This is a genomic window from Caulobacter sp. GW821-FHT12D05, from assembly GCF_058807295.1.
Genome location: NZ_JBXAQO010000002.1, coordinates 569,764 through 596,348 on the forward strand (window position 1 = coordinate 569,764; position 26,585 = coordinate 596,348).

The window sequence follows — 26,585 nt, forward strand, 5'->3', positions numbered from 1 at the left end:
CGCATCGGAGGGGCTCGGAAGAGCGCCCCGCGACGAGGAGGCGGCTTATGGCAGAGGGCTTCGCGCTTGGCAAGCGCCCTTTGAGGGGTTGCGAAGCAGGTTTTTTCGGCGGCTAGATTCCGCCACGTTTTCCGGGGGCGGAGTCTCAAGCGTTGCGTCTGTTTGTGTTCGGTCTGGGTTATGTTGGCGCGGCGTTTTCGCGCGCCCTAAGAGCCCGAGGTTGGGAAATAGCCGCCACGGCGCGGGACGAGGATCAGGCCGACCGGCTGCGCGCCCAGGGAATCACACCCGCCGATCCGGACGACCGCGACGCCATGGCCGCCGCCCTCACGGGGGTAAACGCCATCCTGGTCACCGCCCCGCCCGGCCCCGACGGCTGCCCCGCTCTCGAGGCGATCATCCCTGCCCTCGCCCAGGCCCAGGCCTTCCCCGACTGGATCGGCTATCTGTCGACCACCGGCGTCTATGGCGACTTCGAAGGCCGTTGGGTGTTCGAGACATCCCCCCTCAAAGCGCAATCGGTCGAAGGCGCCCGCCGCGTGGGGGCCGAGCGCGACTGGCGCCAGGTCGGGCGCGGCATGGGCCTGACGGTCACGACCTTCCGCCTGCCCGGCATCTACGGCCCCGGCCGCAGCGCCCTGGACCGCCTGCGGGCCGGCGAAGGCCGCCGCATCGTCAAGCCGGGCCAGGTGTTCAGCCGCATCCATTTGGACGACATCGTCACGGGTCTGCTGGCCTCCCTGGAGCGCCCTCGCGCCGGCGGCATCTACAACCTGGTCGACGACGCCCCGGCTCCGCCCCAGGACGTCATGGAACACGCCGCCCACCTGCTGGGCGTCCCGGTCCCGCCGGACCTACCGTTCAACGAACTGGGCCTGTCGCCGGCCACCCGGCGGTTCTACGCCGAGAACAAACGCGTCTCGAACGCCCGCGCCAAGGCTGAGCTGGGCTGGCGGCCGGCCTATGCGACGTACCGCGAGGGGCTGGCGGGGATTTTGAAGGCGGGCGGCTAAATCCTACTCGTCGTCGATCGCCGACGCCCTTGGCGTGATGCCCACCGCGTCCAGACCGGCCGCGTTGCGCAGTCGCGCCGCGCGCGCCAGGCGGCGGCTGACGAGGTCGCCCTCCTCCGGTTCGGCCAGGCCCTTGGCTTCCGCGACCGCCGCGACCAGGCGCTCCAGGTCCTGCGGGCGAGACAGCCGGTGGTCGCCGTCCTTGATCAGGCTGAAGACGACATTGTCGGACTTCAAGGCGTTGGCCAGCTCCAACGCATGGGTCCACGGCACATCCGGATCCGCGCCGCCCTGAAGCACACGCACCGGGACGTCAATCGGCACCGGTCCCGGCAGGATCGACCACCGCGCCCCGTCTTCCAGCAGCTCGCGCGTGATAGCGTAGCCGCCGTCGTCATAGTCCGACGGCCGGATCCAGAAGCCGTCCTTGGCGATGGCCGCCTTGGCCTCGGGCGAGAGGTCGGGCTCCATCAGCTTCTCGGTGAAGTCTGGCGCCGGCGCGATCAGCACCATGGCCTTGACGCGGTCGGGCCGGGCGATCGCCGCCAGGCACGACAGCCAGCCGCCCATGGACGAGCCGACCAGCACCAGCGGCCCGGTCGTGAGCTCGTCGATCACCGCCAGGGCGTCCTCGCGCCAGCGGCTGATGGTTCCGTCCTTGAACTGACCATCCGACTCGCCGTGGCCGAAATAGTCGAAGCGGATGTAGCCGCCGCCAGTCGCCTTGGCCTGCTCGGCCAGGACTTCGGCCTTGGTTCCCGTCATGTCGGAATGGAAACCACCCAGCCACGCGACCGTTGGTCCTTCGCCCTCCACGCGACGAAAGGCGATCTTCGAGCCGTCTTTGCTCGCGAGAGCACCTTGGGATTCGGTCATGGCGTCGCCTCGATCCTTTCGCTAACTAAAATCCGCTCGTTTTCGCCGAGAGTCGCGTGCCCGACCTACCCGCCGATTTCACCTTGCTGCAAGTCACGCCGGAGCTTGAAACCGGTGGGGCGGAGCAGACGACGATTGATGTCGCCCATGCGGTCGTGGCGCAAGGCGGCAAGGCCTTGGTCGCGACCCGGGGCGGGCGCATGGCCGCGCGCCTGGAGGCCGACGGCGGTCGCCTGGCCCAGATGCCGGCCCAGTCCAAGAACCCGCTGGTGATGCTGGGCAACGCCGCCCGCCTGATCGACCTGATCCGGCGCGAGAAGGTGTCGCTGGTCCACGCCCGCTCGCGCGCCCCGGCCTTCAGCGCCCTGTGGGCTGCGCATGCGACCAAGGTCCCGTTCGTGGCCACCTATCACGGGGTCTATAACGCCAAGTCGGACCTGAAGCGCTGGTACAACGCGGTTATGACCAAGGGCGACCTGGTCATTGCCAATTCCGAATACACCCGCCAGCACGTGATCCGGGAACACGGCATCGCGCCGGAGAAGGTGGTGGCCATCCCGCGTGGCGTCGACCTGTCGCGCTTCGAGCCCGGCATCGTGCCGGCCACGCGGATCGAGGCCCTGCGCAAGGCCTGGGGCGTCGCGCCCGACGAGCGCCGGCTGAAGGTGCTGCTGGCCGGCCGCCTGACCCGCTGGAAGGGCCAGGGCCTGATGATCGAGGCCATGAAGATCCTCAAGGATCGCGGCGAGAACCGCATCCTGCTGCTGCTGGCCGGCGACGACCAGGGCCGCAAGGGCTACCGCGCCGAGCTGGAAGCCGCCATTGCCGCCGCCGGCCTGGAGGACGCGGTCAAGCTGGTCGGCCACTGCGACGACATGCCGGCCGCCTATCTGCTGTGCGACCTGGCCATCGCCCCGTCGCTGGAGCCGGAAGCCTTCGGCCGCACCGCCGTCGAGCCGCAGGTGATGGGCCGCCCCGTGCTGGCCTCCGATCACGGCGCCACGCGCGAGACCGTCGCACCCGCCGAGACGGGCTGGCTGGTGCCCCCGGGCGACGCTGAGGCCTGGGCCGACGCCCTGCTGCACGCCTGCGAGGTCGGGGCCGCCGGCCGCCAGACCATGGGCCTGGCCGCAAGAACACGTGCGCGGCGGTTGTATTCAGTGGACGCTATGTGCGAAGCGACCCTCAAGGTCTATGCCCATATCCTCGGGGCACGCGTATTGGGTTTGGAGCGTTCGGCTTGAGCAAGGAGATCAAAAAGGTCCTGGTGATCAAGCTGGGCGCTTTGGGCGACTTCGTCCTGGCGCTCGCCGCGATGAAGAAGATCCGCGAAGCCCACCCCAAGGCCAAGATCACCCTGCTGACCACCGCGCCCTTCGAGGGCCTGGCCAAGCTCAGCCCCTATTTCAACACCGTCGAGACCGACGGCCGCCCCGGCGACGTGGGCGAGACGCTGGCCATGATCGGCCGCATCCGCAAGGCGCGCTACGACCGGGTCTACGACCTGCAGACCAACAGCCGCACCAACTGGTACTTCCAGCTGCTGCGCCCCTTCCCGCCGCAGTGGAACGGCATCGCCGTCGGCGCCCAGCTGCCGCAGAAGGGCAAGGCTCGCCTGCGCATGCACACGCTGGAGCGCCAAGCCGACCAGCTGCGCGCCGCCGGGATCTGGCCCGACGCCCCGACCGAGCCGGGCAGCGCCCCGCCGCCGGACCTGTCGTGGATCCTGCGCAAGCACAAGGAGCCGCGCCCCGTCGCCGGCGCCGCCACGCCCAAGCCCTATGTCCTGTTCGTGCCCGGCGGTTCGGCCCACCGGCCCGAGAAGCGCTGGCCGGTCGAGTACTACGCCCAGCTGGGCTCGCTCTTGAAGGCGCGCGGCCTGGACATCGTGATCATTGGCGGCCCGCAGGAAAGCGCCATGGCCCGCCACATCCAGAAGGCCGTCGGCGGCGCCCGCGACCTGACCGGCCGCACCGACTTCGCCCAGTTGGCGGTTCTGGGCGCCAAGGCCGCCCTCGCCGTCGGCAACGACACCGGCCCGACCCACCTGCTGGCCGCTGCCGGCGCGCCGACCATCGTGCTGTTCTCGGACGCCTCGGACCCCGACCTGTGCGGCCCCCGAGGCCACGTGGCCGTGATCCGCTCGCCGGACCTGCAGGCCCTGCCCGTCAGCACGGTGGCGAGCGCAGCGATGGCGTTACTGCCGCATTAATCGCAACGCGGGGCTAATACCCCGCGTACCGGCCCGGCTTGTGATTGGCGATGATCACCGCGCTGAGCGCCACGGCGCTGGCGATGGACAGCAAGAGCTTGTCGAAGCTGATCGTGAAGAAGGCCGCGGCGATGACCAGGCAGTCGGCGGTCATCTGCACCTTGCCGGCGCTGATGCCTCGGCGTTCCTGCAGCCATAGGGCCAGCACGCCCGTGCCGCCGACGCTGGAGCGGTGACGCGCCAAGGCTAGAATACCCATGCCGATGATGGTGCCGCCGAACACGGCCGAGAAGATCGGGTCCACCCGTTCGACCTTCAGCCAGTACGGCATGCCAAAGGCCAGGCCCGCCAGCAGCAGGTTGGTCGCCAGGGTCTTGAAGGTGAAGGTCCAACCCAGGGTCCGCTGGGCCAGGATGTAGAACGGCAGGTTCAGCAGGAAGAACACCGTGCCGACCTGCCAATTGGTCAGATACGAGATGATCAGCGCCACCCCGGCCACCCCGCCGGTGACCAGGCCCGCGGCCTTCAGCAGGGTCAGGCCCACGGCGATGAAACTGGAGCCGATCAGGAGGGCGTGGACGTCCTCCAAGGCGGTATGGCGATGCTGAGTCATGAAGGTCGGAACAAGCGTCTTGGTCAGGAGAAAACTCGTCCCTGTCCCGCCGTTTCCGCCCTATTGGCCGCTAGACCAGAAAAAACTGGACCTGCGCAGCGTCTCTTTGTCCGCCGTCGCTTGATAGAGCGCGGCCGGCGCGTCATATATCACTTTCTCGCGGCGCGCCCAGCGCGGCGCGCACGCGTTCAACTCTACCTTCATCAACTGCCCCGGAGCCGCCCCTATTCGCCGTCCTATGCAAACGCCGCCCGTTAAAGACGGACCGCGTATCAACGAAGACATCCGCGTCCCGCGCGTCCTGCTGATCGACCAACACGGCGAAAAGCAAGGCGAGATGCCGACCGCGTCCGCTATGGAAGCGGCCGAGGAAGCCGGCCTGGACCTGGTGGAAATCGTTCCGAACGCCAATCCGCCCGTCTGCAAGATCCTGGACTATGGCAAGTTCAAGTTCCAGGAGCAGAAGAAGAAGAACGAGGCGCGCAAGCGGCAGAAGGTCGTCGAGCTCAAGGAAATCAAGCTCCGTCCGAACATCGACATCCACGACTATGAAGTGAAGGCGAAAGCCATGACTCGCTTCTTCGAGGAAGGCGACAAGGTCAAGGTGACCCTGCGCTTCCGCGGTCGTGAAATGGCGCACCCGGAACTGGGCATGAAGCTGCTGCTCAAGGTCAAGGCCGACTTCGACGAAGTCGCCAAGGTCGAATACGAGCCGCGCATGGAAGGCCGTCAGATGATCATGATCCTGGCCCCGCGCTAAGATCGATCACTGGGTAGACACAACAAACGCCCCGGCCCTGCGCCGGGGCGTTTTGTTTTGCGCCCTTTCGTTTTCGAGCGCCTCGACACAATAGCACCCTCTGGTAGAGTTTCGCCGAGTTGGGGGAGCTACCACGTGTTCAAGTCCATCCTGGCCGCCGGGGCGGCCTGCTGCATCCTGCTGTCGGCCTCGGCCCAGGCCGCCGACGCGCCGGCCGCCAAGCCGAACCTGGCCATCTACGGCCAGCTGCCCAACATCGAAGAGGTCGAGATCTCGCCCGACGGCAGCAAGCTGGCGGTGATCCTGACCAATGGCGAGCAGCGCTACCTGATGATCCGCCAGGTCGGCGGCGGCGTGCTGGCCGGCATCAACGCCGGCCCGACCAAGCTGCGCGGCGTCACCTGGGCCGGCGAGGACCACCTGCTGCTGATCACGTCCCAGACCGCTGACGTCATGGGCCTGTCGGGTCCGGCGCGCGAGTACTACATGGCCTCCAGCTTCAACTGGAAGACCAAGAAACAGACGCTCCTGCTGCGCAGCCAGGAGGCGGCCATGAACGTCATCATCGGCGCGCCGATGGTGCGCTCGATCGACAATGAACCGGTGGTGTTCCTGGAAGGCGTCCACTTCATCGCCAACCAGGGCGTGGACATGCTGTACCGGGTGAACCTGCGCAGCAACACGACCCGGATGATGGACTACGGCGTGCGCCTCGACACCGACGGCTGGCTGGTCGACGTCAAGGGCGATCCGGTCGCCACCACGCTCTACGACACCAAGCGCGGCCACTGGTCGCTGCGGATGAAGCTGGAAGGCGGCTGGAGAACCGTCGACGAGGCCGATACCCCGATGGGCTCGTACGGCATCGCCGGCTTCGGCCGCGACGGCAAGTCGGTGCTGGTCTGGCGCACCGACGACAAGAACAAGTCGTTCCTGCGCGAATACACGGGCGACAAGCATGCCGACCTGCCCAACGACCTGGAGCTCAGCGGCCTGATCCGTGATCCGGCTACCCTGGCCCTGCTGGGCGGGGTCACGCTGAAGGGCGACGACCTGACCTACACCTTCTTCGACGAAGGCAGTCAGAAGGCCTGGAACGCGGTGATCAAGGCGTTCAAGGGCGACCGGGTGCACCTGTCCTCGTGGTCCAACGACCGCAAGCGCGTCGTGGTGTTGGTCGACTCTCCCGAGAACGGCCAAGCCTACGCCCTGGTCGACCTGACCACCAAGCAGGCCTCGTGGCTGGGCGATGTCTATCAAGGTGTCACGCCAGAGACGGTCTCTCCCGTTCGTTCGATCAAGTACAAGGCTGCCGACGGCCTGGAGATCACCGGCTACCTGACCCTGCCCAAGGGTCGTGATCCGAAGAACCTGCCGCTGATCGTGCTGCCGCACGGCGGTCCGGAAGGCCGCGACGAACCGGGCTTCGACTGGTGGAGCCAGGCCATGGCCTCGCGCGGCTATGCGGTGCTGCAGCCCAACTTCCGCGGTTCGGAGGGCTTTGGCTGGGACTTCGTCAAGGCGGGCTTTGGCGAGTGGGGCAAGAAGATGCAGACCGATCTGTCGGACGGCGTCCGCGACCTGGCCAAGCAGGGGATCGTCGATCCCAAGCGCGTCTGCATCGTCGGCGCCAGCTATGGCGGCTACGCGGCCCTGGCCGGCGCGACCCTGGATCGCGGCGTCTATCGCTGCGCCGTCTCGGTGGCCGGCCCGTCGGACCTGAAGAAGATGATGCTGACCACCCGCGCCGAAGCCAATGGCGGCGCCTCGGCCTCGCAGCGCTACTGGCTGCGTTTCCTGGGCGCGGACGGCATCAAGGACCCGGACCTGGCGACGATCTCGCCGGCCAAGCTGGCCGACAAGGTCGAGGCGCCGATCCTGCTGATCCACGGCAAGGACGACACCGTCGTGCGCTACGACCAGAGCCAGGCCATGGCCGACGCCCTGAAGAAGGCCGGCAAGCCGGTCAACTTCATCACCCTGGACGGTGAGGACCACTGGCTGTCGCGCGGCGCCACGCGGCTGAAGATGCTGAGCGAAACCGTCGCCTTCGTCGAAAAGCACAACCCGCCGGACTGACAAGCCCAAGGTTCAGGCGTAAACCGCGCGTCCTGATGTCTGAACAGTCTCACAGCGCCCGCGCCCTGGTCGTCCTGCTCCTGGTGGTCTTCATCAACCTGGTGGGCTTTGGCGTGGTCATTCCGCTGCTGCCGTTCTACGCCAAGTCGATGAACGCCGCCCCGTGGCAGGTGACGACCATGTTCGCCGCCTACAGCCTGGGCCAGTTCTTCGGCGAGCCGTTCTGGGGCCGGCTGTCGGACCGGATCGGCCGGCGCCCGGTGCTGATCGTGACCATCATCGCCAACACCCTGGCCTATATCGCCCTGGCCTTCGCCCCGAACATCTGGATCGCCATGGCCGTGCGCCTGGTCGGCGGCTTTGGCAGCGGCAACATCTCGACGATCCAGGGCTACATGGCCGACGTCACCCCGCCCGAAAAGCGCGCCGGGCGCATGGGCCTCTTGGGCGCGGCGTTCGGGGCCGGCTTCGTGATCGGCCCGGCGCTGGTGATGGTCATCCATCCCGGCGCGGGCCACCTGGGCTACCAGCTGCCGCTGTTCCTGGCCGCCGCCATGGCGGGCACGGCGGCCCTGGGCGTGGTGTTGTTCGTCGCCGAAAGCCGCGCGCCGTCCGCGCCGGGCGCGGTGCAGCCCAACCGCCGCGAAGCCCTGGCCGCCGCGGCCGCCCATCCGATTCTGTCGCGCGTGCTGCTGGTCACCCTGATCTCGACCGGCGCCTTCGCGGGGATGGAGGCGGTGTTTGGCCTCTATGCCGATGTCCGGTTCAGCTGGGGTCCCAGCCAGGTGGCGGCGTGCTTCGCGATCATCGGCGTCATCGCCTCGCTGGGCCAGGGCCTGCTGACCGGACGCCTGGCCCGCCGGTTCGGTGAAGGCCGCGTGCTGACGACGGGCCTGTCGATCATCGCCCTGACCCTGTTGATCACGCCGTTCATCCCCAGCCCGCCCGTGGCCGTTGTGGCCGTGGCCTGCACCGCCTTTGGCCAGTCGCTGGTTTTCCCCTGCGTGGCCGCCCTGATCTCGCGCGCCAGCCCGCCGGACCGCCAGGGGCAGATGCTGGGCCTGAACATGGCCGCGGGCTCGCTGGCCCGGATCGGCGGCCCGCTGCTGGCTGGCCCGCTGTTTGGCCTCAACATCGGCGGCCCCTACTGGTTTGGCGCGGCGCTGATGGTCCCGGCCATCGGATTCGCCCTCGTGATCGTCCAGCGCACCAAGGCCGCGGCCTAAGTGCTTGCCAGGACCGAGTCTTTCCTGTAGCAACGCCGCCTTTCCGGAACCGCCTGGCCACTAGGCATGCCATGGCGGTTCGTCTTGCTATCCCAGAGGACGGGGCGAAAGCTCCGACGCGAAATGCCGAAGTTGAAGACCAAATCGGGCGCTAAGAAGCGCTTCAAGATCACGGCCACGGGTAAGCTGAAAGCCGGCGTCGCCGGCAAGCGCCACCGTCTGATCGGCCACAATGGCAAGTACATCCGCCAAAACCGCGGAACGAAGGTGATGAGCGAGGCTGACGCCAAGACCATCCGTTCGTACCTGCCCTACGGCCTTTAAGAGGAGCGCTGACACATGGCTCGCGTTAAACGTGGCGTCGTTGCTCACGCCAAGCACAAGAAGGTTCTTGAACAGGCGAAAGGCTTCTACGGCCGCCGCAAGAACACCATCCGCACCGCCAAGGCCGCCGTCGATAAGGCCGGTCAATACGCGTACCGTGACCGCAAGGTGCGCAAGCGCGCCTTCCGCTCGCTGTGGATCCAACGCATCAACGCCGGTGCTCGCCTCGAAGGCTTCACCTACTCGCAGTTTATCCACGGCCTGGACGTGGCGGGTGTGGTGATCGACCGTAAGGTCCTCGCCGACATCGCGGGTAACGACCCGGCTGCGTTCAAGGCTATTGCTGACAAGGTCCGCACCGCCCTGGCCGCCTAAGGACATCTGAGTTTTCGAACTCATTCGATCCTGAAAAGCCCTCCGGTGTGAACCGGAGGGCTTTTTGCTGCGCGTTATCCGGTTCCAACCGTTCCCAAAACCGCCTAGACGGATGCCCGTCATGACCGATCTCAACACTCTCGAATCCGACGTCCTGGCCCAGGTGGCCGGCGCTGCGGACCTTCAAGCGCTCGACGCCGTCCGCGTGGCCGCCGTCGGCAAGACCGGCTCCATCTCGGGCCTGCTCAAGACCCTGGGCGCGATGAGCCCCGAGGAGCGCAAGACCCAAGGCGCGGCGATCAACGCCCTGCGCGACAAGGTCACCACCGCCATCGCCGAGAAGAAGGCCGGCCTGGAAGCCGCCGAGCTCGACGCGCGCCTGGCCAGCGAGACGCTGGACCTGTCCCTGCCCGCGCCGCACCGCCGCAAGGGCAGCGTTCACCCGACCATGCAGACCATGGACGAGATGATCGCCATCTTCGCCGAGATGGGCTTCGCCGTGGCCGAGGGCCCGGACATCGAGGACGACTTCCACAACTTCACGGCCCTGAACTTCCCCGAGAAGCATCCGGCCCGCGAAATGCACGACACCTTCTTCTTCAACACGAAGGAGACGGGCGAACGCATGCTGCTGCGTACGCACACCAGCCCCGTGCAGGTGCGGACCATGGTCAGCCAGAAGCCGCCGATCCGCATCATCGCGCCGGGCCGCACCTATCGCGTGGACAACGACGCCACTCACACGCCGGTGTTCCACCAGGTCGAGGGCCTGGTGATCGACAAGGGCATCCACATGGGCCACCTGAAGTGGACCCTGGAAACCTTCCTGGCCCGGTTCTTCGAGACCGACGCGGTCACCACCCAGTTCCGCCCGCACCACTTCCCGTTCACCGAGCCGTCGGCCGAGATGGACGTGCAGTGCGACCGCTCGGGCGGCGAGATCAAGATCGGCCAAGGCACCTCGTGGCTCGAGATCCTGGGCTGCGGCATGGTTCACCCGAACGTGCTGCGCGCCTGCGGCATCGATCCCGACGAGTACCAGGGCTTCGCCTTCGGCATGGGCGTCGATCGCCTGGGCATGCTGAAATACGGCATGCCGGACCTGCGCGACATGTGGTCGTCGGACGTCCGCTGGCTGTCGCACTACGGCTTCAGCGCCTTCGCCGCGCCGAACGCCGCCTCGGGCCTGAGCTGAGACCAGAACGATGAAATTCACCCTCTCCTGGCTCAAGGATCACCTTGAGACCACCGCCACCGTCCCCGAGATCGTCGCGGCCATGACCATGGCCGGGCTTGAGGTCGAGCACGTCATCGATCCGGCGACCAAGCTGGCCCCGTTTACGGTCTGCAAGATCGTCGAGGCGGCCCGCCACCCCAACGCCGACCGTCTCCAGGTCTGCCAGGTCGACACTGTCGACGGCCGCAAGGAGATCGTCTGCGGCGCGCCGAACGCCCGTCCGGGCCTGACGACCATCTACGCCCCGATCGGCGCCTATGTGCCCGGCCTGGACGTGACCCTGGTCGAGAAGCCCGTGCGCGGCGTCGTCTCCAACGGCATGCTCTGCTCGGCCGCCGAGCTGGAATACGCCACCGAGAGCGACGGCATCATGGAGCTGCCCGACGCCCTGCCGGTCGGAACCTCGGCCGTCGACGCCCTGGGCCTGGAAGCCGTCATCGACTTCGAAGTGACCCCCAACCGCCCCGACTGGCTGGGCGTCGTGGGCATCGCCCGCGACCTGGCCGCCGCCGGCGTGGGCAAGCTGAAGGACGTCTCGATCGCGCCGATCCCGGGCACGTTCCAGAGCCCGATCACCGTCACGGTCGATGGTGAAGCCTGCCCGGCCTTCGCCGGTCGCTACATCCGCGGCGTCAAGAACGGCCCGTCGCCCAAGTGGCTGGCCGACCGCCTGGTCGCCATCGGCCTGCGCCCGATCAACGCCCTGGTCGACGTCACCAACCTGATCACCTACGACCGCGCCCGCCCGCTGCACGTCTACGACGCGGCCAAGCTGTCGGGGACGGTGATCTCGACGCGTCTGGGCCGCCATGGCGTCAACGGCGACGAGCACCTGATCGCCCTGGACGGCAAGACCTATGAGCTGACCCCGGAGATGTCGGTGATCGCCGACGCGAGCGGGGAACGCCCGATCGGCCTGGGCGGCGTGATGGGCGGCGAGAGCACCGGCTGCTCGGACGAGACCACGGACGTCTTCGTCGAGAGCGCCTGGTTCGACCCGATCCGCACGGCCCAGACCGGCCGCGCCACCGGCATCGCCAGCGACGCCCAGTACCGCTTCGCCCGCACGGTCGACACCGGCTCGCTGGTCCCCGGCATCGAGCTGGCCACCAAGCTGATCCTGGAGCTGTGCGGCGGCGAGCCGTCGAACGTCGTGTTCGTCGGCGAAGTCCTGCCCGCGCCCAAGCCGATCCTGTTCGACCCGGCCTATGTCAGCCAGCTGTCGGGCCTGGAGATCGAACCGCAGAAGTCGCTCAAGATCCTGACGGACCTGGGCTTCAAGCTGGACGCCCCCAAGGACGTCTCGCCGACCGAGTTCGCGACCCATGCCGAGGCTGCCGTCTGCGTGACCCCGCCGACCTTCCGCCGCGACGTGGAAGGCAAGGCCGACCTGGTGGAAGAAGTCGCCCGCATCGCCGGCTACGGCGCTCTGCCCTCGACGGCCCTGCCGGAAGTTCCGCGCGCGGTCGGCGGCATCCTGACGGCCAAGCAGGCTCGCGCTCGCGCGGCCCGTCGCGCCCTGGCGGCCGCTGGTTACTCGGAAGCGGTGACTTTCAGCTTCACCCATCACAAGACCGCTGAGCTGTTTGGTGGCGGTCAGCCGGAACTGCTGCTGGCCAATCCGATCGCCTCGGAACTGGACTGCATGCGCCCGTCGCTGCTGCCCAACCTGATCGAGGCGGCCGGCCGCAACGCGCGCCAGGGTTTCCCTGACGCCGCCCTGTTCGAGATCGGCCCGACCTTCCACGGCGAGCGTCCGAACGACCAGCGCACCGTCGTGGCGGCCATCCTGGTCCCCAAGGCTCCGCGCGGCTGGGACAAGGCGGCGCAAGGCGACGTCTTCACGGTAAAGGCCGATCTGCTGGCCCTGCTGGAAGAGCTGGGCGCGCCGGTGGCGTCGTTGCAGACCGCGCAAGGCTCGGCCTCGTCCTGGTGGCACCCGGGCCGCTCGGCGCGCCTGCAGCTGGGCCCCAAGGCGGTGATGGCCGAGTTCGGCGAGATCCACCCGGCGGTCCTCAAGGCCCTGGACGTGGCCGGCCCGGTCTATGGTTTCGAGATCACCCTGGAGGCGATCCCCGAGCCGAAGAAGAAGGCCATCAAGACCCGTCCGGCGTTCTCGCCCTCGGCCCTGATGCCCTTGACCCGCGACTTCGCGTTCCTGGTCGAGAAGTCCAAGGCCGCCGGTGACCTGGTGAAAGCCGCCGCCGGCGCCGACAAGGCGCTGATCACCGCCGCCCGCGTGTTCGACGTCTACGAAGGCCCCGGCGTGCCGGAGGGCTTCAAGTCGGTCGCGATCGAGGTCGTGGTCCAGCCGCGCGAGGCGACGCTGACGGACGCCGAGATCGGCGCGCTGTCGGCGAAGGTCGTCGCGGCGGCCGAGAAGGCCGGCGGCAAGCTGCGGGGTTAATCCCGAGAGGGGTCAGCGCTGGCGCTGGCCCCTCCACCGCCGTTCCGGCGGTCCCCCTCCCCCAAAGGGAGAGGAGAGTTCTCCCTCCGCCCCGCTTGGGGGCGGACAGACCCGCGCAGCGGGTCAGGTGGGGGCCAGTGCTGACTTTCCAGGCGCCCACCGCCAATTCCTGCCCCACCCCGCGACCTAACGCCCATCGCACAGGCAAGACCTTGCGCAATCCCAAACGTCACGCTACCTGTATTAGGCGCTAACGGGATTCATCGTTTCCACATGCAATCGACCTTCGCCTTCGCCGCCTTCGTGACCACCGGCCTCGCCGCCGTGGCTGCGATGTCGTGCGCGGTGTCGATGTGGAATATGATTAACACCCAGATTAAAACCGTTCCCATTCGGACGGGGCAAAATCGGCGCAAGCAGCGGTAGGAAACCTACCAAAACCAAAGCCGAAGGATCGCAAGATCTCCAAAAGCCCCGCTCCCACGAGCGGGGTTTTTTGTTGCGCGCTCCCTCGGTCTCCAAGCCTCTCATGCAAGGGACCACTCCAATGAGCTACCTGCCCTCCCCACCATCCTTCCATAGCGACCAGGAAGGCGTCACCGTCCACCAGCTGCTGCTGGCCGCCCGCGACGCCCCCAGTGCGCTGGAAGCCGTGCGCCAAGGCCTCGCCGACAGCGGCGCCGAACTGTGCGGCCTGACCATGCGTCCGGTGGGCCACATCGTCGAAGCCTCGCTGAAGGTGCGCCACCTGGGCGATCAGGCCGCCCGCCTGCTGGCTCGTGACCTGGCCGCCTGGCCCGGCGTCAATTCGGCCTCGGTCGAACACCAATGGCTTCGCCCGTGAGCGCGCTCGTAGACGTAGCCAAACCGGAAGACGAGAAACGTCGCTTGTTTCTCGTCACCACCGACGACACGCCTGACGCCCTGATGCGGGTGCTCGGCGTGGCTTCGGTCCAGCAGGCCCGCCTGCGCGCCCTGTCCGCCGCTCCCGAGGGTCAGCATATGACCATTAGGCTCGAGATCGACGACCAGGGCGACGCCCGGGCCGAGGTGCTGGCCTCGCGCCTGGCCGCCTGTCCCAGCGTGCGCGGCGTGGGTTTCGGCTGGCGGCTGTAACCTTCGCCCGCTTTCGTGCGTATCTGAGTCCGAGTCCGCTTTCTGGAGAGACCTCGATGCGCCGATTGCTCGCCCTACTCGCTACCCTGTTCGCTCTTACCGGGGTCAGCGCCTCGGCCGCCGCCACGCTGAAGACCGAGACCGCCGTGTTCGCCGGCGGCTGCTTCTGGTGCATGGAGCACGACATGCAGGGCGTGCCGGGCGTCATCAAGGTCGAGAGCGGCTATACCGGCGGCCACCTGAAGAACCCGACCTATCGCGACGTCACCAGCGAGACCTCGGGCCACTACGAGTCGGTGCGTGTCACCTATGACCCGGCCAAGCTGGACTATGGCTTCCTGCTGTATCGCTACTGGAAGCTGGTCGATCCCACCGACGACGGCGGCCAGTTCTGCGACCGCGGCCCGTCCTATCGCCCGGCCGTCTTCGTCACGCCCACCCAGCGCCCGATCGCCGAAAAGTCCCGCGCCGAGGCCGCCAAGCGCCTGAAGACCGGAACGATGAAGACCGAGATCCTGCCGCTGCAGACCTTCTACCCGGCCGAGGCCTATCACCGCGACTACGCCAAGCGGAACAAGCTGAACTACTTCGCCTATCGCACCGGCTGTGGCCGTGACGCGCGGCTGAAGCAGGTCTGGGGCGGCTAGAACGGCAGCCAGCGCCGCTGGCGGCTGTAACCCAGATAGCCGACATTGGCGCCCAGGCGTAGGCCGACCCCGGCGCGGATCGGGGCCAGGGTGATCTCGTCGGCCTTCTGGTAGTTCACGCCCAGGCCACCCACGAGGTAGGCGGTGCCCTCCACGCCGGGGAAACGGCGGAAGATGGCGTCCGGATACTGCAGGTTATAGCAGAGGGTGAAGTTGCGGCTGGCGTTGCCGCCCCAGTCCCAACCGATGGTCGGGCCCTGCCAGAACACTTCCAGCGTCGGGCGGCCCTTCATGTACAGCAGGCCCCGGCCATAGCGCAGGCCGGCCACGAAGGCGCCCGAGCCCTCTTCGCCGGCGATGTAGGCGGTGGGCTGGCCCTTGTCCTTGAAGATCCGCTCGATCGCCGAACCGGCGCTCTCGGCCGTCACGCCCAGGAAGTCTGACGTGGCGCGGATCATCTCGTCGGCCGAATAGGTCTGGGCGCGGCCGGTGTCATAGACCGGCTGCGACCCGTTCGAGGCCGGCGCGGGTTGCGGGGCGTTGTACGAGTCCTGCGCCACCGGCTGCGGCGACGAGGACGCGTAGGGATCGGCGGAAGCCGGCCGCGCTGGGCCGATCGGCTGCGGCGGCGGCAGTTGTTCGCTGTAGTTGCTCTGACGGGCCAGCGCATCGGTGGCGGCGGCGCTGAGGCCGGCGGCGGCGCCCGAGAGGATCAGCTTGCGACGGTCCATGGGAGCGCTCCGGATCGATTTCATTGCAACACTGTTGCAAGCCATTGAGACCGGTTTGCGGCTCCAAACTTAACGACCGGTTAAGCATGCGCGACGCGTCGCCGCAGACCTAGCGAGTAACGCCCCTCGCGAAGCGGGCCAAATGTGCTAGACGCACGCGCATGACTTCGACGCCTCTCGACAAGATCCGCAACTTTTCCATCGTGGCCCACATCGACCACGGCAAGTCCACGCTGTCCGACCGCCTGATCCAGGAGACCGGCGGCCTGACCGCGCGCGAGATGAGCGCGCAGGTCCTGGACAACATGGACATCGAGAAAGAGCGCGGCATCACCATCAAGGCGCAGACCGTGCGCCTGAAGTACAAGGCCGACGACGGCGAGGATTACATCCTCAACCTGATGGACACCCCCGGGCACGTCGACTTCGCCTATGAAGTCTCGCGCTCGCTGGCCGCCTGCGAAGGCTCGATCCTGGTCGTCGACGCCTCGCAAGGCGTGGAAGCCCAGACCCTGGCCAACGTCTATTCGGCCATCGACAACAATCACGAGATCGTCCCGGTCCTGAACAAGATCGATCTGCCGGCCGCCGAGCCCGAGCGCGTGCGCGCCCAGATCGAGGAGCTGATCGGCCTGGACGCCAGCGACGCCGTGCTGGCCAGCGCCAAGTCGGGCCTGGGCATCCACGACGTGCTGGAAGCCATCGTCACCCGCCTGCCCGCCCCCAAGGGCGACCGCGACGCGCCGCTGAAGGCCCTGCTGGTCGACGCCTGGTACGACGCCTACCTCGGCGTGGTCGTGCTGGTGCGCATCTTCGACGGCACGCTGAAGGCCGGCCAGCAGGTCCGCATGATGCAGACCGGCGCCACCCACCGCATCGACAAGGTCGGCGTGTTCACGCCCAAGGCCACCGACGTGCAGGAGCTGGGCCCCGGCGAGGTCGGGTTCTTCACCGCCTCGATCAAGGAAGTGGCCGACGCCGCCGTCGGCGACACCATCACCGACGAGAAGAAGCAGACGGCCGAGCCGCTGAAGGGCTTCAAGGACGTCCAGCCGGTGGTGTTCTGCGGCCTGTTCCCGGTCGACGCCGCCGACTTCGAGGATCTGCGCGCCGCCGTCGGCAAGCTGCGCCTGAACGACGGCAGCTTCACCTACGAGATGGAAAGCTCGGCCGCGCTGGGCTTCGGCTTCCGCTGCGGATTCCTGGGCTTGCTGCACCTGGAGATCATCCAGGAGCGCCTCAGCCGCGAGTTCGACCTCGACCTGATCGCGACCGCCCCGTCGGTCGTCTACAAGATCCACATGCGCAACGGCGAGGAGATGGAGCTGCACAACCCGGCCGACCTGCCGGACGTGATGCAGATCGAGAACATCTCCGAGCCCTGGATCAAGGCCACGATCTTCACCCCGGACGAATATCTGGGCGGCGTGATCAAGCTCTGCCAGGACCGTCGCGGCCAGCAGCGTGAGCTCAGCTATGTCGGCAGCCGCGCCATGGTCATCTACGACCTGCCGCTGAACGAGGTGGTCTTCGACTTCTACGACCGCCTGAAGTCGATCTCGAAGGGCTATGCCAGCTTCGACTACCAGCTCGAGGACTACCGCGTCGGCGACCTGGTGAAGATGTCGATCCTGGTCAATGCCGAGCCGGTCGACGCCCTGTCGATGCTGGTCCACCGTGACCGCGCCGAGAGCCGTGGTCGCGGCATGTGCGAGAAGATGAAGGAACTCATCCCGCAGCACATGTTCGTCATCCCCATCCAGGCGGCCATCGGCGGCCGGATCATCGCCCGCGAAACCGTCCGCGCCCTGCGCAAGGACGTGACCGCCAAGTGCTACGGCGGCGACGCCTCGCGTAAGCGCAAGCTGCTGGACAAGCAAAAGGCCGGCAAGAAGCGCATGCGCCAGTTCGGCAAGGTCGAGATCCCGCAGGAAGCCTTCATCGCGGCGCTGAAGATGGACGAGGATTGATCTTCGGCGCTCAGCACTGAGACTTCAGAACGCCCCTGTCGCTCGTCGGCGGGGGCGTTTTTCATGGCGTCAGCGGGCCAGCGAGAACTCCACCGGGGCGTCCAGTTCGATGCGGTCGCCCTTGATCGTGTGGGGCGGGGCCGGGAACGGGTCGGAGCGGGCGACCATGGCCAGGACTTCCTGGTCCAGTAGGGGATGACCCGTCGGCGCGGCCAGCCGGCAGTCCAGCACGTGGCCCGAACGGTCGATGACGAAGACGACGCGGGCGACGCCCTGCTGCTTCCGCATGCGGGCGGCCTTGGGGTAGGCCTTGTTGCTTTCCAGCAGGGCGCGGACGCGGGCGATGTAGCTGTTGTTGGAGCCGGCATGGGCCTGGACGCTGTCGGCCTTGTCGGAGCCAGCGGGCGGCTTGGCGGCGGTGGCGGCCATAGCCTTGGCGGCGGCCGGGGTCGCGGCGGGCGCGGTCGAGGCCGAGCGGGCGTCGTTGTCCGTCGTCGCGGTCGTGGGCGGGGCCGGCTTGGCGGGCGGCGCGGCGACCGTCCAAGCGTCTGGCGCTGGCGGGGTGACCCGAACCTTTTCCGGCGGCGTGACCGGCGACGGCGCGGGCTGCGCTTCCTCGGGTTCTGGCGCCGGCGCGGCGTCGGGCGAGGTCGCGTTGTCGGTGTCGGCCAGCGACGGATCGCCCAGCGAGATCAGCATCGCCGTCTCGTCCTGGGCGACCGTCGCCAGGGTGGGCGCCATATGTATGACGCCCAGAGCCAGGGCGCCGTTGATCGCCAACGACGCCCCGGTGGCCCAGGCGCGAATATGCCAGGGCGCGCGCATGCTAGAAGGTGCGCGCCAGGGTCAGCTTGAAGGTCCGACCCTCGGCGTCCAGCGACATCAGGTGACGCCGGAAGTCGCGGTCGAACAGGTTGTCGACGCCGACCTGCACGTTCAGCCCCTGCAGCGCGCCGGCTTGCGGACGCCAGGTCAGGAACAGGTTGTGCACGTCATAGCCCGGCGTGCGCAGCGAGGCGGTCGAGACCTCGTCCTGGTCGTCGACGATCTCGCCGCGCCAGCCCACCGTCAGGTTCTGCTCGGGGAAGACATAGCCCAGGGTCAGGTTCAGGGTGTTGGCCGGAATGGTGTTCAGCGGCAGGCCGGTCTTGCGGTCCTCGCCGTCGATGATCGACAGGGCCGCGCGCGCGAAGACCCGCTTGGCGCCGTACTCGGCCTCGACCTCGACGCCCTTGTAGCGAGCCTCGCCGATATTGATGAAATAGGCCGAGGTCGTCGTGCCGCGGGCGATCAGGTTGTCGACATTGTTCTGGAAGAACGTGGTCTTGATCCGCGTCTGGTCGCCGCGCGTGAAGGTGTTGCGCAGCTGCAGCGTGCCGCCGACCTCGTAGTTGTCCGACTTCTCGGGCTTGAGGTTCAGGCTGTAGTTGGTCGAGGTCGCGGCCGTGCGGCTGTAGATCTCGTCCAGCACCGGCATGCGCACCGTGTGGGCGATCGAGCCGAACACCGAGAAGGCCTCGGTCAGGGCGTACATGGCCGCGATCTTGGGCGAGACGGCGCTATCGTTGACCTTCTGGGTCGTGGTCACGCCCAGGCCCGGAGCCAGGCGGGTCCAGTCGATGCGCGCGCCGGGGATCAGGGTCAGCTTGCCGACCACGAGCTCGCCTTGGGCGAACAGGCCGTACTTCTCCATGTCGCCTTCGGGGTGGGTGGCCGCGCCGTGGTTCGTGCCGGTAGCCGTGCGGCGCGGGTTGCGGCGCCCCTGCTTGCTGGCCTGGGCGCCGACCGTGAAGAAGGCCACGCCGTCCTCGCCCAGCTTGAACTCCGAGACGTTCTCGGCCCGGCCCTGCCAGGTCTTGTACGAGAACTGCGACTCCAGCACGCCCGGCAGGAAGGTCGTCTCGATCTGGTGGACCTTGGTGTTGGCGTACGAGACCTGGGCCTTGAAATCGAGCAGGTCGTTGCCGGCGAAGTCGTTCTCGTAGCCGACCACGGCGGTGTCGTCGGTGGTCTTGCGGCGCACCGGCGTGGTGCCGAAGGCCTGGGCCTGGTCGTAGATCTGGACGCTGTCGTTCTTCCAGTTCTGGTACGACGCCCAGAGGTTATGCTTCTTGTTCCCGCCGATGTAGTAGCGGGTCTTCAAGAGATAGCTGTCGGACTCGGCCTTGGAGGTCGGGACGATCTGGCCCGAGCCGTTCTTGTACTCGTCGCTGCGGCGCAGGGTGTACATGGCCAGGACGTCCAGGTTCGCGGTCGGCTTGGCGGCGATCACGCCCGAGCCGAAATAGGCGTCCGAATTGCTCTCCAGACCGCCGCGCAGGCGCACGGCGAAGCGGTCATCGCCCGTGAGAAAGTCCGAGGCGTCCTTGCTGGTGAAGTTGACTACACCGGCCAGCGCGCCGGCGCCGTACAGGGTCGACGAGGCCGGGCCGCGCAGCACCTCGACGCGCTTGTAGAGCTCGGGATCGCTGAAGAACGAGCCCATGCGGTACTGCTCGAAGAACTTCGTGGTGCCGTCGATCTGCATCAGGATGCGGCTGTCGCTGTCGGCCAGGCCGGTGCCCATGCCGCGGATGTTGAAGCCCTGCCCCAGCGCGCCGACGCCGCCCATGGTCGAGACGCCGGGAATGGCGGTCAGCAGGTCGCCGATGGTCGAGGCCTGGGCCTGGTCGATGTCGTCCTGGTCCAGGGTGGTCACGGCCTGGGGCGTATCGATCGCCACCTTCTCCTGGCCGGCCGAGACCACGACCTTGCCCAGCGACAGCTGGCTGGCGGTGGCGGTCGGCGCGTCTTGCGGCGCGTCGGCCGGCTTGGCTTGAGCGTGGGCGGCGCCGACGAAAACGATCTGGGCGACGCCGGCCAACAGCAGACCTCGCGTCCAATGGGTGGTGCGCATCGATAATCCCCGATTATTGCGAGTAAGAGTCATTCGCGACACAAGGGCGGGCCATCTCCCTGGAGGCGCCCACCCCGACAGTGACGCTCTCATGACCGTGCTCGCCACAAAATGCAAGTGACTCGCAAGAGCAAGGCGACAAATAGGCGTCGGCGCCCTTTTCGGCGGGTCCGTTCTAGCGAGAGATCGCCGGATACGATGAACTGCGCCAATGTCCATCGCCGTCATCGATCACGACCCGATCATCGAGCGCGAACTGGCCCTGATGCGCGACCGGGTCGGCGCGGACTTTCCCGGCTATCGCAACCACGTCTATCGGGTCCTGACCTACGCCCTGCACTTCCTGGACGGGGATCAGCAATGGCGCGCGCCGATCGCCTTCGCCCTGGCGCATCATGATGTCGGGCTATGGACCGACCGGGCGTTGGCCTATCTGGAACCGTCGGAGGCCCACGCCGAACTGGCCCGCCAGGCTCGCGCACCGGACCTGGACGCCCAGCTGGTGCGCGACCTGATCCACTGGCACCACAAGATCACCCCGTTCCGAGGCCCGAACGCCGAGGTGGTCAACGCCGTGCGCAAGGCCGACTGGGTCGACGCCAGCGGCGGGCGGGTGGCCAAGGGGCTATCGCGCAAGCAGATCGTCACAGTGATGACCGCCCTGCCCCCGCTGGGCTTCTACGAGACGCTGATGCGGCTGCCCGGCGAGCTGTACCACGGCCGAACGCTGGGCGGCCTGGCGGTCATGGCCACGCACGTCTTCAAAGCCTAGCCGGCCTCAATGAAACGGCGGCTTCATCCGGTAGAAGCGCGCCTCGCCCAGCAGGTCGTAGACGCGGCGGATGCGGAAGGCGCTGGGCTGGGCCTTGGCCAGTTCGAACTCGGCGTGGCTGAGGCCAAACGGGGCGACCTCGCCGGCCAGGGTGGCCTTGACCACGATCAGGCGCGGGATTTCGTCCAGCCCGAAGCTGATCACGTCGCAGCCCTCGGCGTCCCCGTCGCGGGCGGGGCGTATGCGGCCGGCCAGGTCCGGGCGGCCGCGATCCGACAGGCGCCGGGCCTCGTGCGCCACGACACTGGCCACGCCCAGGCCCTTCAGGAACCGGTCGTCGGCCTCGCGGCCCGACATGTCGAAGCGCTGGATGGCGCGGATCAGGCGATCGTCCATCGGCATCGGCTTGGGCGGCGCGGTCTCGATCAGCGGCATGGCCGACGGCGCGGTGAACAGGGCGGCGGGGCGGACGGCCGAGGCCAGCAGGGTCGGCTTCATGGCCAGCTGGTCCTCGACGGCGTCCAGCAGCGCCTCGTCATAGGACCACCGCGGCGGCATGTCCTTGAGGATCGGCAGGCCGATCAGCGACAGCACCGCCGAGATCTCGCCCTGCTTCCAGGTGATCGGCATGTCCGACTTGCCGGTGACGAAACGCACTGTGCGGTCGTGGGTGGCGCGGTCGAACGGCTTGCCCGCGAGCGTCTTCTCCAGCTGGGAGACATAGTCGCCCACCACCACAGCGAGGTCAGCCCCCGTCCACTCGCGCCCCGATTCCCCTATCATCTCATAATGATGAGGGAGTCGCGGCTCGCGCGCCACACGCTTCAGTTAGAAGGCTAGCGGCTGCTCGCTCCGGACGCGACAGCCCCAGACCCTGAAGCCATGGGCGCGTCCTGCACCGGCATCTGGTCCGGCAGCAGCTTGGCCTTCTCCATCGCCTGGCGGACCGTGGTGATCGGATATTCGGCGTCGACCTTGAAGGTCAGGGCCGTCGTGTGGGCCGGGTTGTCGCCGAGATTGGCGAAGCCGCCGGCGCGCGCGGCGTTGAAGGTCACGCCATAGGTCTTGTTGGACAACACCCGGCACAGCAGGACAAAGGTCTTCTGGTCGGGCAGCAAGCGGGGCGTCTTCACGCAGTCCATCGGCTCGGCGCCCTGCGCCGGGGCGTAGTTCCAGGCGGTCGGCGACATCTGCTGGTCGAAGGCCACCTTCAGGATCAGCACGCCGGGGGCCACCGTCTGGTCCTGGGCCGGATAGGTCGCGGTGACGTTCGGCGGCAGGGTCGGCGGCAGGATCAGCACCGGCGAGACCTCGTTGGGCTCTCCCTTGACCTGGGCGTGAGCAGCGGACGCCGCGAGGGCGACAAGCGCGATCAGGAGGGGAACCGAACGGGGCGACGACATCTTTCCAGACTGACCTGCAAGCGCGGCCTTCTCAAGGCGCCATTCGAGGCCTACATCGCCCCTATGACCGATAAACCAGACGTTCCCGCCACTGAAGCGCCAGAGGGGGAAACCCCGATGCAGCGCGCCCTGCGCCTGAAGAAGGCCGCCCAGGGCAAGCACGGCCACGGGGCCAAGGCCTCGACGGGCAAGGTCGACCGCGCCAGCGCCGTCGCGCCGACCGGCAAGTCCCGCCCCTGGATGACCCGGTGACGATCCCCAAGGTCCTCGGCCGCACCTCGTCGATCAATGTCCGCAAGGTGTTGTGGACCTTGGACGAACTGGCGATCGCCTATGAGCGCGAGGACTGGGGCCAGGGCTTCGCGCCCACCAGCGACCCGAAGTTCGTCAAGCTGAACCCCAACGCCCTGGTGCCCGTGCTCATCGACGAACACGGACCGGTGTGGGAAAGCAACGCCATCTGCCGCTACGTGGCGGCCGGCACGCCGCTGTTCCCGGAAGACCGCCGCCAGCGGGCGCTGGTCGACCAGTGGATGGACTGGCAATGCACCGAGCTGAATACGGCCTGGCGCTATGCCTTCGCGGGCCTGGTGCGCAAGTCGCCGGGCTTCGAGGATCCCAAGCAGATCGAAAACAGCGTCACGGCCTGGAACACGGCCATGGGCCTGCTCAGCGCGCGCCTCGTGGATACCGGCGCCTATGTGGCCGGCGACAAGTTCACCCTGGCCGACATCGTGCTGGGCCTGTCGGTGCACCGCTGGCTGTTCTCGCCGATCGAGCGCGAGGACTGGCCGACGCTCACCGCCTATTACGAGCGCCTGCGGCAACGGCCGGCTTTCCAGAAATGGGCGCTGCCGGAGGTTCCGTAGCCGGCTCCGACCCCTCCTGGGGCAGGCTGGAGATCGGCACGCCGGGCAGCAACGGCTCGCCCGTCCACTCCCAGTGCCAGGGTTCGTAGGCGTAGTTGACGAAGCCGAAGCGGCTGGCGTTGACCACCATCCATTTGAACAACGCCGAACGGGCCATGACGAGCCGATTGGCGTCAGCCGAACTGTCAGGGCCGAAGCCCGGCGCGGCGTCGATCACCACGTCCATGGCCAGGCCCGTGCGGTGGGCCGAGCAGATGGTGCGGATCAGGCCCTGGCAGTTCTTGTCCCGCGCGCAGCGCTGGGCGTCGGCGTCCGGGGCGCGGAAGCCGGAGAAGATTCGCAAGGCATCGGGCTTGGTCAGCGCCCCTGCCGCCTTCGCTTCGGCGACCATGTTGCGGTAGGCCGCCAGCGCGCCGGGACGCATCCGGATGGCCTTGCCGCCGTAGCTCTCCTCGGGCTTGGCCAACTCCAGATTGGCCTCCGGCGGCGCGCCGGGGCAGACGCCCTCGCGATTGACGCGCACGAAGGGCCGCGACAGGTGCCAGCGCACCAGCATGGCCGAGAACACGGTCGGATCGACGACGCCGGTCTTCTGCAGACCATGCGCCCCCTGCCAGCGCGCCAGGGCCGAGGCGAAACCGTTCGAGCCCGGGCCGCAGGTCGTGCCGATCTCGGCGGCGATGCGCGGGGCGTAGATCTCCCAGCCGGTCTCGGGCTTGCCGAACGGCGTCCAGGCCAGGGTCGACAATGAGGCGGCATTGACGGCGGCGGCGGTGTCGGGGGCGTCGTTGCCGTCGCAGGTCTCCAGCGCGCCGGCAAGCGGCAGGGCCCCGGCCAGTGCTGGCGGATCGATCGAGGGCACATGCTGCGGCGGCAGATAGCCGACCTCGTCACGCGGCGCTTCGGGCTTGGGCGAAGGCTGCCCTGACGGCCAATAGACCCACAGCCAGAAGCCGCCGACCGCCAGAAGCAGCAGGCCCAGACCCCAGAGCAGTCGACGCAGCGCCTTCAAGCCGATCCTCGCAACGGGTGGAACTTCGCCATGGCTCAAGGCTTGAGACGGGAGAGTCGTTCCCCCGTGGAGAGTACATGACCGGCCTGGTTTCCCGTTTCGCCCTGATCGCCGTCCTGGCCCTGTCGGCCTGCGACGACAAGCCTCCGGCCAAGCCCGCGCCCGCCAAGACGGTTCAGAAGACGCCACCCGCGCCGACGCCCCTGGTCCCGGCCCCGCCGGCCGTCGCCGCCGCCTCGCCGCTGGCCCAGACGATCAACGCCGCGACCTTCGACCCGGCCGCAACGGACCCTGACGCTCACCGCAACCTGCTGGTCCGCGTCCAGACCCTGCTGGACCGTGCCCACTTCTCGCCCGGCGTCATCGACGGCCGCGACGGCACCAACCTGACCCTGGCGATCAAGGCCTATCAGGGCTCGCGCAACCTCACCGCCGATGGCGCGATCACCCAGGAACTGGTCGACACCCTGACGGCCGGCGACAGCGGTCCCGTCCTGGTCGACTACAAGATCACGCCTGAGGACGTCGCCGGCCCGTTCGCCCCCGTGCTGCCCAAGGAAGACTATGAGGCGATGGCGAAGCTGCCGGCCATGAACTACCACACGCCGCTGGAACTGCTGGCCGAGCGCTTCCACATGGATGAGGCGCTGCTGCAGGCGCTCAATCCCGGCGTCGACTTCGCGGTCGCTGGAACGAACATCGTGGTCACGGGCGCCGGCGCCGACAAGCTGGACCGCAAGGTCGACCGCATCGAGATCGACAAGGCCCTGGGCCAGGTCCGCGCCTTCGACAAGGACGGCGTCGAGCTGGCGGTCTATCCGGCTACGGTCGGCAGCACCGAGCGCCCCGCCCCGTCCGGCGAGTGGGCCGTGCGCACCCTGGCCCCGGCCCCGACCTATACCTATGACCCCTCGCGCCTGACCTTCGGCAAGCCCAAGGCCAAGCTGACGATCAAGGCGGGGCCGAACAATCCGGTCGGCTCGACCTGGATCGACCTGACCAAGGACACCTACGGCATCCACGGCACGCCCGATCCCAAGCTGGTCAACAAGCGCGCCTCGCACGGCTGCGTGCGGCTGACCAACTGGGACGCGGCCGAGCTGGGCTCGGCCGTGAACAAGGGCGCCAAGGTGATCTTCATGGGCGCGGAAGCCCGCGCCTCATGACGCCCTATTTGGGCTTGCGGAACTTCAGGATGAACTGATCGGTCTTCCCGCGGATCGACGGGTCGAAGACGCTGGCCGTGTGCGTGTCGGCCTTGTCGGCCAGCAGCGGGCTTTCGGACTCGAGCTTGAAGCCGGCGGCCTCGACCTCGGCCTTCACCTGGGCGATGTCGATGCGGTGCAGGAGGTCCGGGGCCGTCGTCGCGCCGGCCAGGGCGGCATGGTCGATGACCAGGAAGACGCCGCCCGGCTTCAGCGACTTGAAGATCTCGGCATTGGCCTTGGCGGCCGTATCCGTCGGGAACGGCTTCAGGTGCATGTCGTGATAGTTCTGGACGGTGATCACCGCGTCGACATTGTCGGGCAGGTCCAGGCCGACCATCGGACCGCTCAGCGGCTTCACATTCGAGAGCGCGGCCGCGACCGTCTTCTGATCCTCGCCGTACTTGGCCATGAACTTGATGAACTCGGCCGGCTGGTAGGCATAGACCGTGCCGTTCGGGCCAACGGCGCCCGAGATGATGCGGGTGAAGTAGCCGCCGCCCATCACATAGTCGACGACCGTCTGGCCCGGTTTCACCTCCGCCAGGGCCAGGACCTCGCCCGGATGCCGCGCGGCGTCACGGGCCGTATCGGCGGCCGGACGCGACGGATCGGCCAGGGCTTTGGTGATGTTGGCGGGCACTTCAGCGAACGCGACGCCGCCGACGCTGAGCGCCAGAGCGGCTAGTACCGAAACCACGTGCTTGCGGGCCATGGGCGCGCCTCCCTCATTGTTGGATTGAAACTAGCAGCACAGCTAGGAACGACGAACGACGGTATCTAGACATTCCGATCAGCTTTCGTCGAAACCGGCTCTAGGCACGACCAAACCGACCCCGCAT

General features: G+C 67.8%; 28 protein-coding genes. 19 read left to right on the forward strand and 9 right to left on the reverse strand.

What is annotated here, in order from left to right:
• Positions 1-152: 152 nt before the first annotated feature.
• Positions 153-1,013: an SDR family oxidoreductase gene (locus AC1RRR_RS10210; protein WP_492812724.1), complete on the forward strand. Its 861-nt coding sequence runs from the start codon at positions 153-155 to the stop codon at positions 1,011-1,013.
• A gap of 3 nt (positions 1,014-1,016) precedes the next feature.
• Here AC1RRR_RS10210 and AC1RRR_RS10215 read toward each other — a convergent pair whose 3' ends face one another.
• Positions 1,017-1,889, reverse strand: coding sequence for an alpha/beta fold hydrolase (locus tag AC1RRR_RS10215; RefSeq protein WP_492812726.1), 873 nt, complete (start codon positions 1,887-1,889; stop codon positions 1,017-1,019).
• 56 nt (positions 1,890-1,945) lie between these two features.
• Here AC1RRR_RS10215 and AC1RRR_RS10220 point away from each other — a divergent pair, with 56 nt between their 5' ends.
• Complete coding sequence (locus AC1RRR_RS10220; RefSeq protein WP_492812728.1) at positions 1,946-3,133, forward strand: glycosyltransferase family 4 protein; 1,188 nt, start codon at positions 1,946-1,948, stop codon at positions 3,131-3,133.
• On the forward strand, positions 3,130-4,101 hold the full coding sequence (locus AC1RRR_RS10225) for a glycosyltransferase family 9 protein (protein WP_492812730.1): 972 nt from the start codon (positions 3,130-3,132) through the stop codon (positions 4,099-4,101). The genes AC1RRR_RS10220 and AC1RRR_RS10225 overlap by 4 nt, the downstream gene beginning before the upstream one ends.
• 13 nt (positions 4,102-4,114) lie before the next feature.
• Here AC1RRR_RS10225 and AC1RRR_RS10230 read toward each other — a convergent pair whose 3' ends face one another.
• Positions 4,115-4,714, reverse strand: a complete 600-nt coding sequence (locus AC1RRR_RS10230) for a YitT family protein (RefSeq protein ID WP_492812732.1) — start codon at positions 4,712-4,714, stop codon at positions 4,115-4,117.
• Between the two features lie 238 nt (positions 4,715-4,952).
• Here AC1RRR_RS10230 and infC point away from each other — a divergent pair, with 238 nt between their 5' ends.
• The 11 genes from infC (at position 4,953) to msrA (ending at position 14,885) form a co-directional block, all read left to right on the forward strand.
• On the forward strand, positions 4,953-5,474 hold the full coding sequence (infC, locus tag AC1RRR_RS10235) for a translation initiation factor IF-3 (protein WP_172263415.1): 522 nt from the start codon (positions 4,953-4,955) through the stop codon (positions 5,472-5,474).
• A 135-nt stretch (positions 5,475-5,609) separates the two neighbouring features.
• Positions 5,610-7,553: an alpha/beta hydrolase family protein gene (locus AC1RRR_RS10240; protein ID WP_492812735.1), complete on the forward strand. Its 1,944-nt coding sequence runs from the start codon at positions 5,610-5,612 to the stop codon at positions 7,551-7,553.
• 35 nt (positions 7,554-7,588) lie between these two features.
• Complete coding sequence (locus AC1RRR_RS10245) at positions 7,589-8,779, forward strand: MFS transporter (RefSeq protein ID WP_492812737.1); 1,191 nt, start codon at positions 7,589-7,591, stop codon at positions 8,777-8,779.
• A gap of 123 nt (positions 8,780-8,902) precedes the next feature.
• Positions 8,903-9,103, forward strand: a complete 201-nt coding sequence (gene rpmI, locus AC1RRR_RS10250) for a 50S ribosomal protein L35 (protein ID WP_018061454.1) — start codon at positions 8,903-8,905, stop codon at positions 9,101-9,103.
• A 15-nt stretch (positions 9,104-9,118) separates the two neighbouring features.
• On the forward strand, positions 9,119-9,478 hold the full coding sequence (gene rplT, locus AC1RRR_RS10255; protein WP_492812739.1) for a 50S ribosomal protein L20: 360 nt from the start codon (positions 9,119-9,121) through the stop codon (positions 9,476-9,478).
• 121 nt (positions 9,479-9,599) lie between these two features.
• A complete protein-coding gene (pheS, locus tag AC1RRR_RS10260; RefSeq protein ID WP_492812741.1) occupies positions 9,600-10,673 on the forward strand; it encodes a phenylalanine--tRNA ligase subunit alpha in 1,074 nt (357 codons plus the stop codon).
• Between the two features lie 10 nt (positions 10,674-10,683).
• Entirely contained in the window at positions 10,684-13,122 is a 2,439-nt protein-coding gene (gene pheT / locus AC1RRR_RS10265) for a phenylalanine--tRNA ligase subunit beta (protein WP_492812742.1), read from the forward strand.
• A 273-nt stretch (positions 13,123-13,395) separates the two neighbouring features.
• Positions 13,396-13,548 carry a hypothetical protein gene (locus AC1RRR_RS10270; RefSeq protein WP_492812744.1) on the forward strand — a complete coding sequence of 51 codons (153 nt, stop codon included), beginning with the start codon at positions 13,396-13,398 and terminating at the stop codon, positions 13,546-13,548.
• 121 nt (positions 13,549-13,669) lie between these two features.
• Complete coding sequence (locus AC1RRR_RS10275) at positions 13,670-13,966, forward strand: hypothetical protein (protein ID WP_454717352.1); 297 nt, start codon at positions 13,670-13,672, stop codon at positions 13,964-13,966.
• On the forward strand, positions 13,951-14,238 hold the full coding sequence (locus AC1RRR_RS10280; RefSeq protein WP_492812746.1) for a hypothetical protein: 288 nt from the start codon (positions 13,951-13,953) through the stop codon (positions 14,236-14,238). The genes AC1RRR_RS10275 and AC1RRR_RS10280 overlap by 16 nt, the downstream gene beginning before the upstream one ends.
• A gap of 56 nt (positions 14,239-14,294) precedes the next feature.
• Positions 14,295-14,885, forward strand: a complete 591-nt coding sequence (msrA, locus tag AC1RRR_RS10285; protein WP_492812748.1) for a peptide-methionine (S)-S-oxide reductase MsrA — start codon at positions 14,295-14,297, stop codon at positions 14,883-14,885.
• On the opposite strand, the gene AC1RRR_RS10290 is transcribed toward msrA, so the two are convergent.
• Positions 14,882-15,616 carry a DUF1134 domain-containing protein gene (locus AC1RRR_RS10290; RefSeq protein ID WP_492812750.1) on the reverse strand — a complete coding sequence of 245 codons (735 nt, stop codon included), beginning with the start codon at positions 15,614-15,616 and terminating at the stop codon, positions 14,882-14,884. The genes msrA and AC1RRR_RS10290 overlap by 4 nt on opposite strands.
• 161 nt (positions 15,617-15,777) lie before the next feature.
• On the opposite strand from AC1RRR_RS10290, the gene lepA reads away from it, so the two are divergent.
• Positions 15,778-17,586 carry a translation elongation factor 4 gene (gene lepA / locus AC1RRR_RS10295; RefSeq protein WP_492812752.1) on the forward strand — a complete coding sequence of 603 codons (1,809 nt, stop codon included), beginning with the start codon at positions 15,778-15,780 and terminating at the stop codon, positions 17,584-17,586.
• Between the two features lie 69 nt (positions 17,587-17,655).
• On the opposite strand, the gene AC1RRR_RS10300 is transcribed toward lepA, so the two are convergent.
• Together AC1RRR_RS10300 and AC1RRR_RS10305 are read right to left on the reverse strand one after the other, a co-directional pair.
• A complete protein-coding gene (locus tag AC1RRR_RS10300; protein ID WP_492812754.1) occupies positions 17,656-18,411 on the reverse strand; it encodes an energy transducer TonB in 756 nt (251 codons plus the stop codon).
• 1 nt (position 18,412) lies between these two features.
• Positions 18,413-20,482, reverse strand: coding sequence for a TonB-dependent receptor domain-containing protein (locus tag AC1RRR_RS10305; RefSeq protein ID WP_492812756.1), 2,070 nt, complete (start codon positions 20,480-20,482; stop codon positions 18,413-18,415).
• Between the two features lie 211 nt (positions 20,483-20,693).
• Here AC1RRR_RS10305 and AC1RRR_RS10310 point away from each other — a divergent pair, with 211 nt between their 5' ends.
• Positions 20,694-21,254 (forward strand): hypothetical protein, encoded by a 561-nt coding sequence (locus AC1RRR_RS10310; protein WP_492812758.1) that lies wholly within the window; start codon positions 20,694-20,696, stop codon positions 21,252-21,254.
• A 6-nt stretch (positions 21,255-21,260) separates the two neighbouring features.
• Here AC1RRR_RS10310 and AC1RRR_RS10315 read toward each other — a convergent pair whose 3' ends face one another.
• Positions 21,261-22,037, reverse strand: a complete 777-nt coding sequence (locus tag AC1RRR_RS10315) for a protein NO VEIN domain-containing protein (protein WP_492812760.1) — start codon at positions 22,035-22,037, stop codon at positions 21,261-21,263.
• Positions 22,038-22,090: 53 nt separating this feature from the next.
• Positions 22,091-22,657, reverse strand: coding sequence for a hypothetical protein (locus AC1RRR_RS10320; protein ID WP_492812762.1), 567 nt, complete (start codon positions 22,655-22,657; stop codon positions 22,091-22,093).
• A gap of 63 nt (positions 22,658-22,720) precedes the next feature.
• Between AC1RRR_RS10320 and AC1RRR_RS10325 the strand changes: the two genes are divergently transcribed.
• Complete coding sequence (locus AC1RRR_RS10325) at positions 22,721-22,909, forward strand: hypothetical protein (RefSeq protein ID WP_492812764.1); 189 nt, start codon at positions 22,721-22,723, stop codon at positions 22,907-22,909.
• Positions 22,906-23,526 (forward strand): glutathione S-transferase family protein, encoded by a 621-nt coding sequence (locus AC1RRR_RS10330; protein ID WP_492812766.1) that lies wholly within the window; start codon positions 22,906-22,908, stop codon positions 23,524-23,526. Before AC1RRR_RS10325 ends, AC1RRR_RS10330 begins: the two co-directional genes overlap by 4 nt.
• Here the strand turns inward: AC1RRR_RS10330 and AC1RRR_RS10335 are convergent.
• Complete coding sequence (locus AC1RRR_RS10335; RefSeq protein WP_492812768.1) at positions 23,456-24,538, reverse strand: D-alanyl-D-alanine carboxypeptidase family protein; 1,083 nt, start codon at positions 24,536-24,538, stop codon at positions 23,456-23,458. The genes AC1RRR_RS10330 and AC1RRR_RS10335 overlap by 71 nt on opposite strands.
• A 77-nt stretch (positions 24,539-24,615) precedes the next feature.
• Between AC1RRR_RS10335 and AC1RRR_RS10340 the strand changes: the two genes are divergently transcribed.
• Entirely contained in the window at positions 24,616-25,704 is a 1,089-nt protein-coding gene (locus AC1RRR_RS10340; RefSeq protein ID WP_492812769.1) for a L,D-transpeptidase family protein, read from the forward strand.
• 4 nt (positions 25,705-25,708) lie between these two features.
• On the opposite strand, the gene AC1RRR_RS10345 is transcribed toward AC1RRR_RS10340, so the two are convergent.
• A complete protein-coding gene (locus AC1RRR_RS10345) occupies positions 25,709-26,458 on the reverse strand; it encodes a class I SAM-dependent methyltransferase (RefSeq protein ID WP_492812771.1) in 750 nt (249 codons plus the stop codon).
• Between the last annotated feature and the right edge of the window lie 127 nt (positions 26,459-26,585).

Excerpts from the sequence above, each read along its gene's own strand:
- AC1RRR_RS10215 (WP_492812726.1), bottom strand. The coding sequence starts at position 1,889 with ATGACCGAATCCCAAGGTGCTCTCGCGAGCAAAGACGGCTCGAAGATC.
- AC1RRR_RS10230 (WP_492812732.1), bottom strand. The coding sequence starts at position 4,714 with ATGACTCAGCATCGCCATACCGCCTTGGAGGACGTCCACGCCCTCCTG.
- infC (WP_172263415.1), top strand. The coding sequence starts at position 4,953 with ATGCAAACGCCGCCCGTTAAAGACGGACCGCGTATCAACGAAGACATC.
- AC1RRR_RS10245 (WP_492812737.1), top strand. The coding sequence starts at position 7,589 with ATGTCTGAACAGTCTCACAGCGCCCGCGCCCTGGTCGTCCTGCTCCTG.
- rpmI (WP_018061454.1), top strand. The coding sequence starts at position 8,903 with ATGCCGAAGTTGAAGACCAAATCGGGCGCTAAGAAGCGCTTCAAGATC.
- rplT (WP_492812739.1), top strand. The coding sequence starts at position 9,119 with ATGGCTCGCGTTAAACGTGGCGTCGTTGCTCACGCCAAGCACAAGAAG.
- pheS (WP_492812741.1), top strand. The coding sequence starts at position 9,600 with ATGACCGATCTCAACACTCTCGAATCCGACGTCCTGGCCCAGGTGGCC.
- pheT (WP_492812742.1), top strand. The coding sequence starts at position 10,684 with ATGAAATTCACCCTCTCCTGGCTCAAGGATCACCTTGAGACCACCGCC.
- AC1RRR_RS10270 (WP_492812744.1), top strand. The coding sequence starts at position 13,396 with ATGCAATCGACCTTCGCCTTCGCCGCCTTCGTGACCACCGGCCTCGCC.
- AC1RRR_RS10275 (WP_454717352.1), top strand. The coding sequence starts at position 13,670 with ATGAGCTACCTGCCCTCCCCACCATCCTTCCATAGCGACCAGGAAGGC.
- AC1RRR_RS10280 (WP_492812746.1), top strand. The coding sequence starts at position 13,951 with ATGGCTTCGCCCGTGAGCGCGCTCGTAGACGTAGCCAAACCGGAAGAC.
- msrA (WP_492812748.1), top strand. The coding sequence starts at position 14,295 with ATGCGCCGATTGCTCGCCCTACTCGCTACCCTGTTCGCTCTTACCGGG.
- AC1RRR_RS10290 (WP_492812750.1), bottom strand. The coding sequence starts at position 15,616 with ATGGACCGTCGCAAGCTGATCCTCTCGGGCGCCGCCGCCGGCCTCAGC.
- lepA (WP_492812752.1), top strand. The coding sequence starts at position 15,778 with ATGACTTCGACGCCTCTCGACAAGATCCGCAACTTTTCCATCGTGGCC.
- AC1RRR_RS10300 (WP_492812754.1), bottom strand. The coding sequence starts at position 18,411 with ATGCGCGCGCCCTGGCATATTCGCGCCTGGGCCACCGGGGCGTCGTTG.
- AC1RRR_RS10305 (WP_492812756.1), bottom strand. The coding sequence starts at position 20,482 with ATGCGCACCACCCATTGGACGCGAGGTCTGCTGTTGGCCGGCGTCGCC.
- AC1RRR_RS10310 (WP_492812758.1), top strand. The coding sequence starts at position 20,694 with ATGTCCATCGCCGTCATCGATCACGACCCGATCATCGAGCGCGAACTG.
- AC1RRR_RS10315 (WP_492812760.1), bottom strand. The coding sequence starts at position 22,037 with ATGATAGGGGAATCGGGGCGCGAGTGGACGGGGGCTGACCTCGCTGTG.
- AC1RRR_RS10320 (WP_492812762.1), bottom strand. The coding sequence starts at position 22,657 with ATGTCGTCGCCCCGTTCGGTTCCCCTCCTGATCGCGCTTGTCGCCCTC.
- AC1RRR_RS10325 (WP_492812764.1), top strand. The coding sequence starts at position 22,721 with ATGACCGATAAACCAGACGTTCCCGCCACTGAAGCGCCAGAGGGGGAA.
- AC1RRR_RS10340 (WP_492812769.1), top strand. The coding sequence starts at position 24,616 with ATGACCGGCCTGGTTTCCCGTTTCGCCCTGATCGCCGTCCTGGCCCTG.
- AC1RRR_RS10345 (WP_492812771.1), bottom strand. The coding sequence starts at position 26,458 with ATGGCCCGCAAGCACGTGGTTTCGGTACTAGCCGCTCTGGCGCTCAGC.